Origin of the sequence: Nostoc sp. (genome assembly GCF_036917655.1) — a bacterium.
GTDB lineage: Bacteria > Cyanobacteriota > Cyanobacteriia > Cyanobacteriales > Nostocaceae > Nostoc.
Genome location: NZ_JBALCY010000008.1, coordinates 1 through 15,390 on the forward strand (window position 1 = coordinate 1; position 15,390 = coordinate 15,390).

Annotated in this window: 13 protein-coding genes; 2 read left to right on the top strand and 11 right to left on the bottom strand. The window is 43.1% G+C overall.

Annotated elements, in window-relative coordinates; genetic code table 11:
• The 6 genes from V7K30_RS04190 to V7K30_RS04215 all read right to left on the bottom strand — a co-directional run.
• On the bottom strand, positions 1 to 1,524 hold a 1,524-nt coding region (locus tag V7K30_RS04190), incomplete at its 3' end, for a WD40 repeat domain-containing protein (protein WP_334997408.1).
• Positions 1,521 to 2,912, bottom strand: coding sequence for a hypothetical protein (locus tag V7K30_RS04195; RefSeq protein ID WP_334997411.1), 1,392 nt, complete (start codon positions 2,910 to 2,912; stop codon positions 1,521 to 1,523). The genes V7K30_RS04195 and V7K30_RS04190, both read right to left, overlap by 4 nt.
• The gene (locus V7K30_RS04200) at positions 2,905 to 3,837 is read right to left on the bottom strand and encodes an AAA family ATPase (RefSeq protein WP_334997413.1); all 933 of its coding nucleotides are present in this window, start codon (positions 3,835 to 3,837) and stop codon (positions 2,905 to 2,907) included. The genes V7K30_RS04195 and V7K30_RS04200 overlap by 8 nt, the downstream gene beginning before the upstream one ends.
• Positions 3,822 to 4,808 carry a hypothetical protein gene (locus V7K30_RS04205; protein ID WP_334997415.1) on the bottom strand — a complete coding sequence of 329 codons (987 nt, stop codon included), beginning with the start codon at positions 4,806 to 4,808 and terminating at the stop codon, positions 3,822 to 3,824. The genes V7K30_RS04200 and V7K30_RS04205 overlap by 16 nt, the downstream gene beginning before the upstream one ends.
• Before the next feature lie 229 nt (positions 4,809 to 5,037).
• A complete protein-coding gene (locus V7K30_RS04210; RefSeq protein WP_334997417.1) occupies positions 5,038 to 5,742 on the bottom strand; it encodes a hypothetical protein in 705 nt (234 codons plus the stop codon).
• A 115-nt stretch (positions 5,743 to 5,857) separates the two neighbouring features.
• A complete protein-coding gene (locus V7K30_RS04215) occupies positions 5,858 to 7,852 on the bottom strand; it encodes a heavy metal translocating P-type ATPase (RefSeq protein WP_334997419.1) in 1,995 nt (664 codons plus the stop codon).
• Between the two features lie 693 nt (positions 7,853 to 8,545).
• Between V7K30_RS04215 and V7K30_RS04220 the strand changes: the two genes are divergently transcribed.
• Positions 8,546 to 8,929 (top strand): hypothetical protein, encoded by a 384-nt coding sequence (locus tag V7K30_RS04220; RefSeq protein ID WP_334997421.1) that lies wholly within the window; start codon positions 8,546 to 8,548, stop codon positions 8,927 to 8,929.
• Positions 8,930 to 9,206: 277 nt separating this feature from the next.
• Here V7K30_RS04220 and V7K30_RS04225 read toward each other — a convergent pair whose 3' ends face one another.
• The 5 genes from V7K30_RS04225 to pipX form a co-directional block, all read right to left on the bottom strand.
• Positions 9,207 to 11,882: a DEAD/DEAH box helicase gene (locus V7K30_RS04225; protein WP_334997423.1), complete on the bottom strand. Its 2,676-nt coding sequence runs from the start codon at positions 11,880 to 11,882 to the stop codon at positions 9,207 to 9,209.
• 170 nt (positions 11,883 to 12,052) lie between these two features.
• Positions 12,053 to 12,871, bottom strand: a complete 819-nt coding sequence (gene proC / locus V7K30_RS04230; RefSeq protein ID WP_334997425.1) for a pyrroline-5-carboxylate reductase — start codon at positions 12,869 to 12,871, stop codon at positions 12,053 to 12,055.
• Between the two features lie 113 nt (positions 12,872 to 12,984).
• Positions 12,985 to 13,584, bottom strand: a complete 600-nt coding sequence (locus V7K30_RS04235) for a cell division protein SepF (RefSeq protein WP_334997427.1) — start codon at positions 13,582 to 13,584, stop codon at positions 12,985 to 12,987.
• Between the two features lie 366 nt (positions 13,585 to 13,950).
• Positions 13,951 to 14,619: a YggS family pyridoxal phosphate-dependent enzyme gene (locus V7K30_RS04240; RefSeq protein ID WP_334997429.1), complete on the bottom strand. Its 669-nt coding sequence runs from the start codon at positions 14,617 to 14,619 to the stop codon at positions 13,951 to 13,953.
• On the bottom strand, positions 14,616 to 14,894 hold the full coding sequence (pipX, locus tag V7K30_RS04245; protein WP_109010971.1) for a transcriptional coactivator PipX: 279 nt from the start codon (positions 14,892 to 14,894) through the stop codon (positions 14,616 to 14,618). The genes V7K30_RS04240 and pipX overlap by 4 nt, the downstream gene beginning before the upstream one ends.
• A gap of 178 nt (positions 14,895 to 15,072) precedes the next feature.
• On the opposite strand from pipX, the gene V7K30_RS04250 reads away from it, so the two are divergent.
• Entirely contained in the window at positions 15,073 to 15,282 is a 210-nt protein-coding gene (locus V7K30_RS04250) for a hypothetical protein (protein ID WP_334997431.1), read from the top strand.
• The last annotated feature ends 108 nt before the right edge of the window (positions 15,283 to 15,390 follow it).

Below are 15,390 nucleotides of genomic sequence, written 5' to 3' on the forward strand. Positions count from 1 at the left end.
GTCCCTCCTCCAGAGTTTTACTGTTCCATCCTGACTGGCTGAGGCGATAGTTTGGCCATCAGGACTAAAAGTGATGCTGTTGACTGCACCAGTATTCCCCTTTAACGTACTGATTAATTGACCTTGAAGGTTCCAGAGTCTAACCGTGTTGTCCTGACTGGCTGAGGCGATAGTTTGGCCATCAGGACTAAAACTTACACTGTTGACTGCACCAGTATTCCCCTTTAACATACTGATTAATTCACCTTGACGGTTCCAGAGTCTAACCGTGTTGTCCTGACTGCCTGAGGCGATAGTTTGGCCATCAGGACTAAAAGTGATGCTGTTGACTGCACCAGTATGCCCTGAGGAAGTTGTAAGTAATTTTCCGTCCCTACTCCAGAGTTTTACTGTTCTATCCTGACTGGCTGAGGCGATAGTTTGGTCATCAGGACTAAAACTTACACTGTTGACTGCACCAGTATTCCCCTTTAACGTACTGAGTAATTGACCTTGAAGGTTCCAGAGTCTAACCGTGTTGTCCTGACTGGCTGAGGCGATAGTTTGGCCATCACGACTAAAACTTACACTGTTGACTGTACTAGTGTGACCTTGAAAAATATTACTTTGTATCCATAAAATATTTTCTTTTGAAACTTTTTGTTCCTGATTAAACAAACTATTCCATAGCTGCTGAACCCCAGTTGGATTAAGCTGTTGCGATATCAAGGCTCCGATTGCGACAACAACTACTGTTACACTAACCCCAATGAACCAACGATACCTTTTTGTTGTAAGAGAAACTTTAGGTAAGGGTTTGGGTTTAAGTTGGTTTGGAATTAATAAATTGACTCCAGCAACCTGAATTTTGTCTTTGGAGTCCATAACTTGACTGAGGAGATTTTTTGCCTCACTCACATTACCTCTGGCAAAGCTTTTCATCCCACTAACGTATACTAGCAGAGGTTCATAGCCTGCTAAGGGTTCTATAAGTGTTTCTACTAGCGAAGTGAGGCGTATCCATTCTGACCCAGCTTCAACATTCAAGCTTGCCAAGTTAGAAGCAATTTCACGGGCTGCTTCATGAGGTTGAGCATAGGCTAAAGCTGTCCACTTTTGAGCTTGGGCAAAGTCACGAGTGTCAGGATTTGAACTATTAAGCTGTTCTTGTATATAAGCAAGAAGAAAGTCTGAGAGTTCTAAAATTCTTTGCTGACCAAAGCACGGATTATTCTTTAGTTGGTTCAAAAGTTCATTGCGGATTGCCCAATCTATCTCGTAGAGTTCGTAACCAACTTCATTACAAAGGTTAGACAGCAGCAGGTCTGCGACAGCAATCCAGGGAATATTTAGCATATCACTGTTAACATCTTGCTGGAAATTAGCCCACAAGCGATATAGCAAATCAGGAGTTAATGCTAATGGGAAAGCAGCATGGCAAGCTAAATAAAAATGTGGTTCGCCAAAGCGTTTACTAAATGACTCAATGCGCCGTTTTGCAATTCTATACCTAGCTTCATTTGAGGATGCTGCTGTGCGAGTCATTTTACACCTTCTAAAGGTTCTACAAACTGCTGCTGACGACCTCGCAGAGCATTAATGGCACTATCTAACCCCTCGCGGGTTGCCTCAAACATGGGAACCAATCCAGCAATTTCTCCAGCAGTTGTACCCAGCCAACGCTTTCTTGGTAGAGGATTCAACCATGCAACATAACGAACATGCTGTTTTAACTGTTTGAGAAATGCCTCTGTCAACTCTATCCTCTCTGAATTCAGACCACCACGAGCAGCACCAGCATCACTGAATACGAGTGCTACTACTCTATCCTGACGCAGGCGAGCGAAAACATTCTCAATTGGCTCTGCTTCTTGATGCAGTGGATCATGGTAGAGATACCCAACTGGACAATTATGAAAATAGTAGATGCCAGATGCACCTAATTGCCCACCCCGCGAGGCACTGTGACCCAAACGAACTGACAGAGAATGAAAAGGAACCATTGATCCGTCTTGGTCGATCAGCAATAGCAGTTCTGTCCGATTCACCCGTGCTGGTGACAACACAGGCTCCAGCATCATTCCGTAGCGTCCAATCTGGTTAACTGTCGCCTCGATATCCAATTCTGTAGCAATTCCCTCTTTAGTCAAACGGCGCAGGTGTCGCCACATCTGTTTCATTTGCCTTTGAGTTACAGGCAAATAGTCTGTAGAGAAGAGAAAGCGATCGCCTAACACCTCCCCTCCAGTAGTCACCTGACGTATCGCTTGGGCAACTTGTACTTCATCTTCAATATTACGAAACGATTCTGAAGCTAGCGTAGCAGTAGGTATGGGCTTAGATGGTTCTGTCTGTAAGTGATTATTTTGATCGCGACGCTTCATCAACAACCTTAGCAACCACAAACACCCTGAACTTACTGCCAAAATGAGCAACAAAATCAACCAAACTGGCCAATTTATTTGATTTTTATTTTGAGTAATTTGTGCAGTTGGGGTCGGTGCAACTGGTTGCTGCACTGGTGAAGGTAATTCCTTTGGCACTGATGTTGGCAAAGATACCGTAGGAGAAGGTACACTCACTTGATTTTTTGGGCGTGTAATCCATAGCGCTAACCCTACACCTAAAACCAACACTCCCACTAAAGTTGCAAACCTAATAAGTTGAGTAGTTTGACTTTGGTTTATATCTGAAGCTTGAGTTTGGGGAACAGCCTCACTACCAATTAACTGTTCAAAGTGATAATCAAATATATATTTTTCTTCAGATGATTTAACCCAAAGTAATCGGCATAATCGAGCTAAAGCAGCTCTATCTGGAAGACCATAACCAGCTTGCAAAGCCTGCAACATCGACTGATAATCATCCACACCCAAAGGTAATCCTGCCTGTCGCAGTCGAGTAAACAATTCCAGTAGGGGTAAATCATCCATTATTTTTCAACTTTAGATAACGGATGTGATCTTCCCAACTCTTTAACAACACACCAGGGTAAGGCAACTTACCATTTAGTTTTGCCAAAGCCTCATCTTCTGGATAGCGACGCAAAGCCTTGAACCAGTCAATCAACTCACTAGTGCTGATTTTCTTGCTTGCTCCACCTTGGTTTTTTTTCATTTCTTCCCGCAGTTCCCAAAAACGCTCTACAGCTTGGTTTATCAAAACCTCTGATGCTTTCGGAAACAAAGCATTCATAATTTGGGTCAATCTTTCACGGCTAGGAAATTCCACATAATGAAATAAGCATCGACGTAAGAAAGCATCTGGCAAATCTTTTTCATCATTACTAGTGATTAAAACAATGGGTGCTACCTTGGCTTCAATCTCCTGCCCCGTTTCCTCGACAATAAATCGTTTTTGATCCAGTTCCAGCAGCAAGTCGTTGGGAAAGTCAATGTCAGCTTTATCAATTTCATCAATCAGCACCACTATACGTTGCTCACTCTGAAATGCCCGTCCCAGAGGCCCCCAGCGCACATAGGTAGTTAGGTCATCAATTCGCTGGATTTGTTGTGCTGTCAGGCGATTGGAAGCAGCTAGCTGGGCATCCCGCAACCGTCCAACAGCATCGTAGTTATACAAGCCATCCCTTCCCCGACTAGTGGATTTGACATACCAAGCTTCCAAGTTCAAACCTAGCTCGTAAGCAACTGCACTTGCAAGTTGAGTCTTACCGCATCCCGGTTCACCTTTCAGCAGTAAGGGACGTTCTAAGTAAATCGCTAAGTTGACTGCTTCTACCAGTTCAGGATTAGGCAAATAGGGATATAATAGCTGTCCGTTTGCCCCCTTTTCTCCTAGCTGGGGTTGCACTTTACCTGTATATTCCAAAAATTTTCCACCTACAGCCTTAACCATTTTTCCTCTTCGTCATACCAATTACAGCCAGACAGCTGACAAATTTCGCCCAAAGCGGGTTCTGGAATGCCATTATCACTATTTTTCAGTATTGTTTGTACTGTTTCATCTAACTGATCTATTAGTTTAGTCGGCAATTCATCTGCTGCATACTCTAGCCAGTTAGTCAGTTCATCGTCAGAAAATTGGTTAATCTCAGGCAGTTTCACAGGGTTATCTGGCTTCCAGGTAGAGTCGAGCCGTTCTACAAAAGGAATATTCCAACTACCTACGCAGCCATCATAATCTACTAGGAACATTAATAATTTGAATTGACTCGCTTGCGGGCTAGCCGCCTTAACTTTAGTCGCTAATAGTAACCAGAAATCTTGGATCAGCTCGTGCAAAAAAGTTTCTGAAAGACAATCGACATCGTACAAAATTAACAAGACATTCTGAGTTCGCCACCATTGATAAACTCGTTCGGCAATTTCAGGAATTGAGCTTTGCCTACCCAGACCAACTCTACCACCAAGTTCACGCCATAAAGCAGCACTGTCACTCCTCCGAGCAATGCGACTGAGTTCAATTCGCACAACCTTTCCCGTCATGATATTGGGAACATTTTGTACTACTAACCGATTCAACAACCAGCGTTGACCATAATACAGTGAACCGTGAATTAAAAAGGCTGCTACTGAATGAGTCTCAATAAATCTCCGAAATGCTCGCGTCTGCTCTCGATAACCCAATTTCATCAAAGCACGATACACTCTTCCACTAGATAAAGCTCGTTCCAGAACATAAAGCTGCTGATCTAATTCGTGTAGTTCAGCTTCAGTTTGTTCAATTTGCTTTTCTAATTGGAAGCGAATGAGAGTATCTGCTGCGATCGCATAATCACGACGCAACCTTTTTAACTTCTCGGCTAGCAGGTCATAATGTTCCTGTAATGCATGGCGTTTGTGCTGTAGATGCTGCTCAGAGGACATGCAGGTACTTTTTGAGTCAATAATCTTTACTCAAGACGACTAGCCAGATTATCGATCTAGCAATCTGGTTTACTGTGTTTGGTTTCAATAGCTGAAACATCATTGCGACACGAGATGTCACTTGTATAATTTCTTCTGTCAGTAATTTACCAGTTCTAGACTTAGTATAAGAATGTTGTCTCCATAGTTCCTCTACGCTCTAGCAGCAAACTAGATGTTTAGCATACCACTACTCACTTGGGTTCAGTACAACAATAATTTCTGCTAACCTAATTCCCAGAGGTTTCCAGTGAGGATTGCTGGAGGAAAAAGTACTATCCCCAGAAACTGCTTGGTAGTCATTGGGGAACTTTTCGTAAGCATTGGGAGCCGTGTCTACTCGTAGAATCAGTTTGCCTTGATACCGGGATAATTTACTACTATCTAACAAAATAGTACCGCCGTAGTCCCACGCCAATCCATAAAGTTTAAAGTTACCTAATTTCTTGCGTAACTCGCTCAAAAGGGTTCCCACTGCAATACCTTCGCGGGTTTTCCAAGCTGAACCCAGGTTACGCACATCTAGAGGTTTAGTACGAGTATTATCACTCCATACTACTAACAGAGTAGATGCGGAGCAGCTTGTCGTTAGACATCGCCCCTGATTTAGGTTTACCTGAGTAGCTGCGAAACTACCAATTCCTTCAGCACCCGAAATGGTTTTATCAACGAGACGAGACGCGCCAAACAGCTTGACTAAATCTTGTTTGGTGGTTGTGCGTGTTATCGGCCCCACTCGTTCGCCAGGAACGATTAAAGTGTCTGTTAATGGTTGCGATTTAGCAATAGTAACTGGATGATTGATTTTCTGGGGTAGTGCAAAGGCTGGGTTTGCTGAATAGTTTAGCAGTAAAGCTAAAGTAGCTGTAGCAATGCCTTTGATTGATGAATTCATAGGTTCTATTTGGGGTAGCAGAATATGAGTAAGAAGCGTTAAAGAAATAACTCCTTACTCTTCAGTTTTAACTACTACAATTTCCCAATTATAGATTCCCGATTTTCCAGAAATTTTATTTCATCGCTCTAGTTGCATTTAAAATTGCTAGTAAAGCTACTCCAACATCAGCAAAGACAGCTTCCCACATTGTCGCTATACCTAAAATACCCAATGCAATAAATACACCTTTAATTGCTAAAGCAAACCCAATATTTTGCCAAACAATTTGCCTTGTTTTTCTGGCTATTTTTATTGCTTCTGCCACTTTTAATGGTGCATCTGTCATGATCACGATATCGGCAGTTTCTATGGCTGCATCTGAGCCTAACCCACCCATTGCCATACCAACATCTGCTCTAGCAATCACTGGCGCATCATTAATGCCATCCCCAACAAAGACTACTTTACCATGCTTGCCGGCGGTGCTGATTAATTTCTCAATGGCATTAACTTTTTCTTCAGGTAATAACTCTGCTTCGTAGGTATCTATGCCAAGCTGTTGAGCAATCCGGGATGCGATCGCTTGATTATCTCCTGTCAACATTACTGTTCTCTCTACACCCATTCGCTTGAGTGTTTGAATAGCAAGTCTTGCATCTTCTTTGAGTTCATCAGCGATGATAATATACCCAGCGTAAATATCATCAACTGCTAGATGAATAACTGTTCCCTCTACAGAGCAATTATCATGAGTAATCTTCTCTCTATGTAATAGGCGATCGCTTCCCGCTATCACTACCCTATTTTCAACCTTGGCTCTAATTCCATAGCCTGCGATCTCTTCATAATCTCTCACCTCAAATTCATCGATTTTTCCACCATAAGCCTTGCGGATAGATTGAGCGATGGGATGATTTGAGTGCGATTCTACTTTGGCAGCTAATTGCAGCAGTTCTTGTTCATTAAAGCCATTTAATGCTACTATTTTTGCTACTTTAAACACCCCTTGAGTTAACGTTCCGGTTTTATCAAAAACAACTGTATTGACTGCATTTAAAGTATCTAAAAAAGTAGATCCTTTAATCAAAATACCACGTTTAGCAGCACCTCCAATCCCTCCAAAGTAACCTAATGGAATACTGATAACGAGTCCACAAGGACAGGAGATAACTAGTAAAATTAGGGCCCGATAAACCCATTCTGAAGAAGTTGCACCCGAAATGAATAAAGGAGGTAATAGGGCAACTGCTAGAGATGTAAAAACTACGATTGGCGTGTAATATCGGGCAAATTTAGTAATAAATTTTTCTGTTTCTGCTTTTTTACTTTTGGCATTTTGTACTAAGTCTAAAATCTTAGCAATGGAAGATTCATCAAAAACTTTTGTTACTCTAATGCTGAGAACCCCCATTTTATTGATCATCCCAGCCCAAACTGTCTCTCCCATTCTCACCGTTCGCGGCACAGATTCTCCAGTTAATGCAGATGTATCAACTTGCGAATTACCATCTATAATTTCGCCATCTAAGGGAATCTTTTCTCCGGGTTTAACAACGATAATTTCCCCAATATTTACTGTTTCTGGCGATACTTTCTTGAGTTCTCCCTCTATTTGGAGATTTGCATAGTCTGGGCGGACTTCCATTAATGCTTTGATGGAATTACGTGAACGACTGACGGCAATATCTTGGAACAATTCCCCAATTTTGTAAAATAACATTACCCCGACAGCTTCGGGCAATTTATGAATTGCGATCGCCCCTAGTGTCGCTACTGTCATTAAAAAAGTTTCATCAAATACTCTCCCTCTGAGGAGATTGCGCCCAGCAGTTTTTAAAACACTCCATCCACTTAATAAATAGGCAGGAATGAAAAGCAGATATTCACCTATCGAGTAGAATGTATTGTGTAATTGATTTTCAAAAATTACACCAGGCGCATATAAACTTAAAATCACTACTAAAGGCAATACCTCATTTTTCAGATTGAATTCTCCACCGTGGTCGTGATTGTGGTCATGGTTATGATTCTCATCATGATTGTGATTATGAACATGATTATGATTCTCGTGATGGTCATGTTCACAGTTTGAACAACCTGAAGATTCTGAATGTACTTTCCGCTTCATTTTTTCTGTTGAGGCTAGTAAATTACTTGATAGATGAGCCTTTTTACAAATGTAATGAAAAAAATAAGTTTTTACAAGTTAATAATTTAAGAATGAGAATCTATATCAGATTTGTTGTTAAATATTTATGCTATCTTTTGGTTAAAACTAAAATTTATAATCTTGTAAAGATAGCTATAGCAGTTCTCAATTGTATAGAAGAATCTAAGATTAAACTTTTGTTCGTAGTGAGCGATTTCTCGCTCTGCATAAGATTTCAAAGGGTTAGGTCCGCTGACTACGAGCTTTAATTTAATTAAGTCATTATACTTACATCAAGCAAACAATCACTATCTTAGGAATATAAGTCAGTGAGCAAGAATAAATCAAACTATGTTACACAAGATAAAATTAATTAAATTGGTTTTTAGGAAGCGGCTTCAGCCCTAACTACAAACCTTTAATTATTCACGCCCACTTAGTTAGAGCAGATTTAAACTTGGTGAAGTATAAAACTTAGGACTAAAAGCCAGATAGAAAGCCTGTTTGACTGATGAATTCTGCTGTAACAACTAATTTGTGGTCAAACTGGGTAGATATGGAACTTTCTTGGCTAACCAAGTGTCAAGCTAGCTATTCTTAGGTAAAATTCACTTGTAGTTTGAAAGTGAATCGAATACCCTAAACTAGTAGACAATTTTATCAAGGAAATCTATGAACAAAAAAATTCTTCTGAATTTGCTTTCCACTTCCTCAATCTTTGTGTCGATGATGTCTACGCTGGTGGCATTTCATCCTGCCCATGCTAGTGGCAGTATTACACAGCGATTGATGCACACACAAGACGGTCGTACCTGTATCACTAACCCACATGGTGGAACAGATTTTGTGTGCATTCGAGATTCAGAGAGAAAGCAACCGTATACCTCATCTACACGTTCCTCGACCATTGTCACATCAGTATCAGATCAGAATGTTGCCATGTTGAACTTTACTGACGAGGAAAGCGATGCTGCAATTAAGTTATTTAAATGTGACTGTCCGTTGTGTATAAATTCTTTGCGTCAGTTGCGCGGTACTGGAAACTTGGTGTACTAGGATTCAAAAGCTTTGACAGTGACTATAACTTCTGTTAGATACAGGTGATTAATCACGTATAGAACATATACGAAACCAAAGAAGCATTTTTAACCACGTACCACTACATTATTTGGCCAAATGTAAATTCATTGTTGGGAAGGTTTGTAATACTACTCCAAACCCTTGAAATTAATGTTGACGAAGAGGATGCACAGAGAGGAAAAGACGCAAAGATGGACAGACGCTTTTACGCAAAGAAATTATTAAATACTCTCTGTGCGTAAGAGCGTCCTGTTCATTCAACCACCTCATTCACAGGGAATCTATCAATCAACTGCATCGCCCGATAGGCATTACGCTGGAAAGAGTCTGGCAAATGGGGAACGTGGGGTATTTGCGATAATAAATCCAACGTCCGCCGTAAAATTCTCACCACATCCCCTTCATCCAAGGTGGTATTCTCGCAGAGTTCTATCCACTGCATTCCTAGCGCCCATTGTTCCACTATGGCAATTAACTCAAATTCCAACCATATAGGCAACGCTACGTTATACCGCCGTTGTACTTGGAACATTTGGCGGCGAATTCCCTGCAATTTTTTCAAGGCTTCTGCCACTTCATTACTAAGCTCGTAGTTAACCTTGCTATCAGGGCGAGGCGTTTCCATCACCAAAGCCGCTGCTGCTGCTGCTAAATGATGTGGATCTAAGTTGCCCAATTCACCACTAGCGAATACTAAACCCAACCACAATTCATTTTCACCTCGAATGGCAGCAGCGATTCGCCCTAATTGTGTGGGGACTAAGTTATCTAAAGCGCCAAAGTGTTGCAGAATTGAGATTAAACTGAGAAATTCTTCCCAATGACGTTGTGACTGTTGCTCTACTTGCCCTTGCAACTGTTCGAGTTCGGCTTCTAGTTCGACATAGCGGGCCCGACGCTTGAAAAGCGTAGCAGCATTGCCTGATTGATGTAGAGGATGAGCTTCTAATTGCTCTTGGACGGCAGCAGTGCGACTGAGTTGTTCTGCTACTTCTGGTGCCAGATACATAGATTCTACCGGATCGGGAATACGTCCAGCGATCGCAAATGTTTCTTGAGTACCACGGCGCGACTGTCCTGGTTTCAATGGCATCTCTGGCGGTGGTAGTACTTCCGGGGGCACCTCAACTCGCGGCAGTTCGGCATACAAATCGACTACATCCGCTGTGGTTGCTACATACCAGCGGTTATCATGTCCCAAGCATACCAAGTAAGGAGCTTGACCAGAACCCGGCGATTTTCCCACTAACACTGCGGTTACGGGTGAAGAAACTGTGATATTTTTGCCCTTGAGACTCAGCAGAGTTCCTGACACTGCAAAGCCCAACATCATCCCCAACTCTTCTTGTCTATCATCCTGCGCTTGTTCTTGCAGGGTTTTCAATATCTGGCGTTCCACTTTCAGGCGTTGCCGCAATTTCTCATAAACAGCCAGTTCATTTTCATCAACTGCGGCAATTTGCTCATGAAGTTGAGCTAATTGTGTTTCCAGTTCGGCAATCTCATCGTATTCTGGTCTTAAATGCAAGGTGGCCATGTACTGCCCAAAACTGCGTTCTATCAGTTCCCTGGTTTGCTCTAGGGTGTGGGTTTGCAGTAAGTTGAGCACCATGCCATAACTGGGCGTAAACTGGCTTACTAGAGGGTCTGGCTTGGATGTTCCCAAATACGCGGCTTCTTTGGCTCCTTCAAAGGGAGTTTGGACTGTTACCACATGACCTTGTTTATCCATCCCCCGGCGGCCTGCCCGTCCCGCCATTTGCAAGAATTCGGAAGCATTCAACAGGCGGTGTCCAGTGTCGGTACGCTTAGAAAGGGTGGAAATTACCGTTGTCCGGGCGGGCATATTAATTCCCGCTGCTAGTGTCTCAGTGGCGAATACTACTTTAATCAGCCCTTGCTGAAATAGTTCTTCTACTAGTGCTTTCCATGCAGGCAGAATTCCGGCGTGGTGGGCAGCAATTCCCCGGTACAGGGGTGCAATTTGTCCAGAACGCCCTGCTTCGGGATTGCGGGCTAAAAAGTCATCAATCTGTTGCCGCAAAATCTGGGACTCTTCATTATTTACCAGCCATAAATCACCCACTTCTGCCACCGCTTTATCACATCCCCGGCGGCTGAAGATAAAGTAAATCGCTGGTAGCATATCTCGTTGCTCTAACTGGCTCAAGGTATAAATTATGCCAGGAGCCTCAGGTCTACCACTTCTCCCCTTCTCCCTTTCTCCCCCTCTCCCCTTCTTCTTCTGAAGGCGGGGGTTAATTTTGGTTTTGCTATCATTTAGCAGGGGAAATAACCCTTTGGGATTGCAAAAGTGAAATTCTAAGGGGACTGGGCGAAAATCGGAGTAAATCAGGTCTGTTGGGCCGTGAACGCGATTTAGCCAATCGGTTAGTTGATCGCTGTTGGCAACGGTTGCTGAAAGGGCTGCCAGTTGCACTTCACGAGGACAATAGATGATTGATTCTTCCCAAACTGTACCGCGCTGGCGATCGTTCATGTAGTGGCACTCATCAAGTATCACCGCTTCAACGTCTACTAATGAGATGCCAATTTGCCCAATGGGTGTGCCATAGAGCATATTTCGGAAAATTTCGGTGGTCATCACCAAAATCGGTGCATCCCTGTGAATGGAAGCATCTCCAGTTAACAGACCAACTTGATCAAACCCGAATTTTTCTCGAAAGTCACGTAATTTTTGATTCGACAGCGCCTTCAGGGGAGTAGTGTAAAATACACGTTTTCCTCGCGCTAGGGCGCGATAAATGGCGTATTCCCCGACTAATGTTTTGCCCGAACCTGTGGGCGCACACACGACTACGGAGCGTCCGGCGTTTAGGGACGCGATCGCTTCTTTTTGAAACTGATCCAGTTCAAAGGGAAATATAGACCCTAAGTCAAGTTCTGGAGACGGCGCAGGATAATTCACTCAATCACATTTGCAACCAGATTGTTTACTATACTAACGAGTCTTTTGTCAACTTCGTTAGGGGAAATGGGGAGTAGGGAATAGGGAGTAGGGAGTAGGGCACTAAGAATAGGATCGATTTTATGGAATTTTCCCCACTCACCACTCCCTACTCCCCACTCCCCACTCCCTCATTGTCCCAGTTCTTGCGATCGCTCTGTGGCAGCTTTTACTGCTTCAATTAAAGCTGAACGAAATCCTGCCTGTTCTAGCTTGGCAATTCCTGCAATGGTTGTACCGCCGGGACTGGTAACACGATCTTTGAGTTCTGCTGGGTGCATTTTGGTTTCATGCAACAGTTTCGCTGTTCCCAGTACGGTTTGCAAAGCTAGTTGATTAGCAATTACTCTAGGTAAACCTGCGTATACTCCGCCATCACCAAGTGCTTCTACTAACAGCGCCACGTAAGCCGGGCCGCTACCAGATAGCCCTGTGACTGCATCCATCAGCCCTTCTGACACTTCCACGACTTCCCCCACAGCAGAAAAAACTTGCTGTGCTATTTGATGGTGCTTGGCATTGGTATATGCACCTAAACAAATCGCGGTAATTCCCGCTCCCACAGTTGCTGGGGTGTTAGGCATTGCTCTAATAACTGGCAATCGCACAAATGCAGCTTCTAGCTGACTTAAAGGTACACCCGCCAAAATGGAAATGATCAGGGGTGAGTGTTCTGTATTCAGAATATCAATATCTGCTAATTCTTGAGCGATCGCGCTGAACACCTGCGGTTTCACTGCCAAAAAGACTACTTCTTTTGCTTGGGTGAAAACCTCGCTATTATCTGTCGTCACAACAACATCGTATTGCTGTTTTAAAAAATCTAGGCGCGAAGGTAGCGGTTCACTAATTATGACTTCTGATGATTGATAAATTCCACGCATGATAAGGCGGGATAAGAGCGCTTCTCCCATTACCCCACCACCAATTAACCCAAATTTTATAGTCATTGATCATTGATCATTAATCATTTGTCATTAGTCGTTTGTCGTTTGTCATTTGTCACTTTTATCAAAACCCAAGACAAATGACAAATGACAAAGGACTAACAACTAATTTAACTTTATTGTGCCATGCGGTTAGTTTCGTTGCCCCAGGTTTGATTTGGAGAACCTGTAGGACGAGAGGGACGGGCTGGCGGTTGCGGTACTTCATGGAGAACGCCACCTTGGGTACTAACTTGCACACAGCTTGGTGTAAACAAGAAGATGCTCTCACCGATGCGCTCTTGATGTCCATCTAGTGCGTAAGTACCACCTGCAACAAAATCTACTGCTCGTTGAGCTTGATCTGGGTCCATGATTGTCAGATTTAATACCACTGACTTGCGTTCTCGCAACGCTTGAATTGCCTGGGGCATTTCTTCAAAGGTGCGTGGTTCGAGGACTAAAACTTCCGAAATTCCATTAATTGCTCCTGGCATACCAATCACATTCCCCATTGGCTTTGAACCTGCTGCGATATCATCTCCCATTGTAGGCACTGGTTCCCGCCAGCGTCGATTTTGAGCAGTTGCGCTCTCTTGTGGGGCTGGTTGGGGATTTTCTTGCTGATACAGATTTTGGTAATTATTAGCTGTTTCTGGTTCCTCTTCGTAATACTCGTATTCCACTTGCTCATTTAGACCCACAAAGTCTCTGAGTTTGGAAAAAATGTTGTTCATTGTGTGTGTACTCTCCTGGTGCGAATAGCCTGTATTGACTTGGGCAATGGATTGATTGAGTAGGAGCGATCGCTACATCGGTGGATACTTCAGCAAGTCTATTGTTATTTGTAGCCCATACTACGGGTTTTGGCGATGAACTGACACTTATTTAGAAAGGTCTGTGCATCGCCTAAACATAATAATGAGTCAAGATTATATCCTAAGGTTTGTCCGAAGGAAAGCTCTTTCTACCCCATTTTCCCTTGGCGATTGCTCTTGTCAATACTATATCCTTTGTTTCCAATTGCACCAGTCTGTTACAAAATTCTTGTCATTAAATCCTGATCTCTATTAATACTTACGTGCGAGGCGGATGATCAAAGGCTAAGAGCGATCGCCAAACAATATTGTTCCTAATCGTACCATCGTTGCGCCTGCTTGCACTGCTAGTTCGTAGTCGCCTGACATACCCATAGATAAGTGCTGCATTTTAATGTGCGACCAGTTTTGATCCTGGATGTTCTTTGCTAGCTCACGATTGAGATTAAACACATTCAAAATTTCCGGATCATTTAATCCTGAAGGCGGAATTGTCATCAAACCTTGAATTTGTAAAGTTTTGTATTGATTGAGTGTGGGTAAATCAGCCAACAGTTCTGGCACACTCCAACCAGACTTGTTGGGATCGGGGAGAATTTTCACTTGCAGGCAAACCTGGGGACTCACTCCTAGCTGTTGCGCCAATTGATCTAAGCGCTGTGCCAGCTTCAAGTTATCGACGGAGTGAATCCAAGGGAATTGTTCGATGGCTTTTTTGGCTTTATTGCTTTGTAAATGTCCAATAAAGTGCCAGGTAATATCCGGTAAGTCTTGCAACTCGGCTTGTTTGCTGGCGGCTTCTTGGATACGACTCTCCGCAAAATCACGAATTCCTGCATTGTAGGCAGACCGAATGGCCTGGGCAGAAACTTGCTTGCTAACAGCAATCAATTTGACTGAAGTTGGCAGGGAGGAGCGAATGGAAACAATACGTTCGGAAATCGAACTGCTCATTGGAAGGTGCGTTGGAAAACACTCTGAAGCTGATCGTACTCCTGAGATTGTCCACTGCGCCGCAGGGTACGTAAGCGATTTTCCAACATCATTCTAGCCTCAGTCCGTCCTAGAGACTGGAATTTAACACCTTTAACGTCATTTGCGACCAAAAAAAACAAGCGTTGGGCATAAAGTGTGGTGAACAAATCCTGGTTTTCATCAACCATACAGATTTTGTAGAGTAAACCCCAAGTTGGATGGTTTATGTAAGTTTCTGCGTTTTCTGGATTCATTTAAGAGTCAAGGTGTAGTCAAGGTGGGAGTATGTATATCTTTTCGCAGTGAATTCCAAACATTCAGACGATAATAACTTTCTTTCGCCAGAATATTTGCTTAAAATGCAAAACTGCGGTTACGAAGACCTTGATCTAGTTTCTAATGGGCAGATGAAGCTAGTGATAGTGAGGCGAAATGGTACAACAGAAGCCGCGAAGCATAGATTTAGAGAGTAGAGGCTGGTCGATAAACATCACCATCTGCTTTGGTGACTTCAATTTACCAATCTGTCGGGACAAGGTACAAAATAGTCCCAATCCTCTTGCCGAAAGTTCAGTGTGGCAAGGAAAAACACCCTTTGAAGTTTCCAACGGCAACAGCGAACTTTTCAACTTCTTTCCATAGTGCCACAACTGTCGCCCAATGGCGCAAAATTGCTAAAGGAATAGGGGATTAGGGATTGGGGATTGGGGATTAGGGATTAGGGATTAGGGACTAAAAAGAAAACTTTGC

Coding starts and splice junctions, on each gene's coding strand:
- V7K30_RS04195 (WP_334997411.1), bottom strand. CDS start 2,912: ATGGATGATTTACCCCTACTGGAATTGTTTACTCGACTGCGACAGGCA.
- V7K30_RS04200 (WP_334997413.1), bottom strand. CDS start 3,837: ATGGTTAAGGCTGTAGGTGGAAAATTTTTGGAATATACAGGTAAAGTG.
- V7K30_RS04205 (WP_334997415.1), bottom strand. CDS start 4,808: ATGTCCTCTGAGCAGCATCTACAGCACAAACGCCATGCATTACAGGAA.
- V7K30_RS04210 (WP_334997417.1), bottom strand. CDS start 5,742: ATGAATTCATCAATCAAAGGCATTGCTACAGCTACTTTAGCTTTACTG.
- V7K30_RS04215 (WP_334997419.1), bottom strand. CDS start 7,852: ATGAAGCGGAAAGTACATTCAGAATCTTCAGGTTGTTCAAACTGTGAA.
- V7K30_RS04220 (WP_334997421.1), top strand. CDS start 8,546: ATGAACAAAAAAATTCTTCTGAATTTGCTTTCCACTTCCTCAATCTTT.
- proC (WP_334997425.1), bottom strand. CDS start 12,871: ATGACTATAAAATTTGGGTTAATTGGTGGTGGGGTAATGGGAGAAGCG.
- V7K30_RS04235 (WP_334997427.1), bottom strand. CDS start 13,584: ATGAACAACATTTTTTCCAAACTCAGAGACTTTGTGGGTCTAAATGAG.
- V7K30_RS04240 (WP_334997429.1), bottom strand. CDS start 14,619: ATGAGCAGTTCGATTTCCGAACGTATTGTTTCCATTCGCTCCTCCCTG.
- pipX (WP_109010971.1), bottom strand. CDS start 14,894: ATGAATCCAGAAAACGCAGAAACTTACATAAACCATCCAACTTGGGGT.
- V7K30_RS04250 (WP_334997431.1), top strand. CDS start 15,073: ATGGTACAACAGAAGCCGCGAAGCATAGATTTAGAGAGTAGAGGCTGG.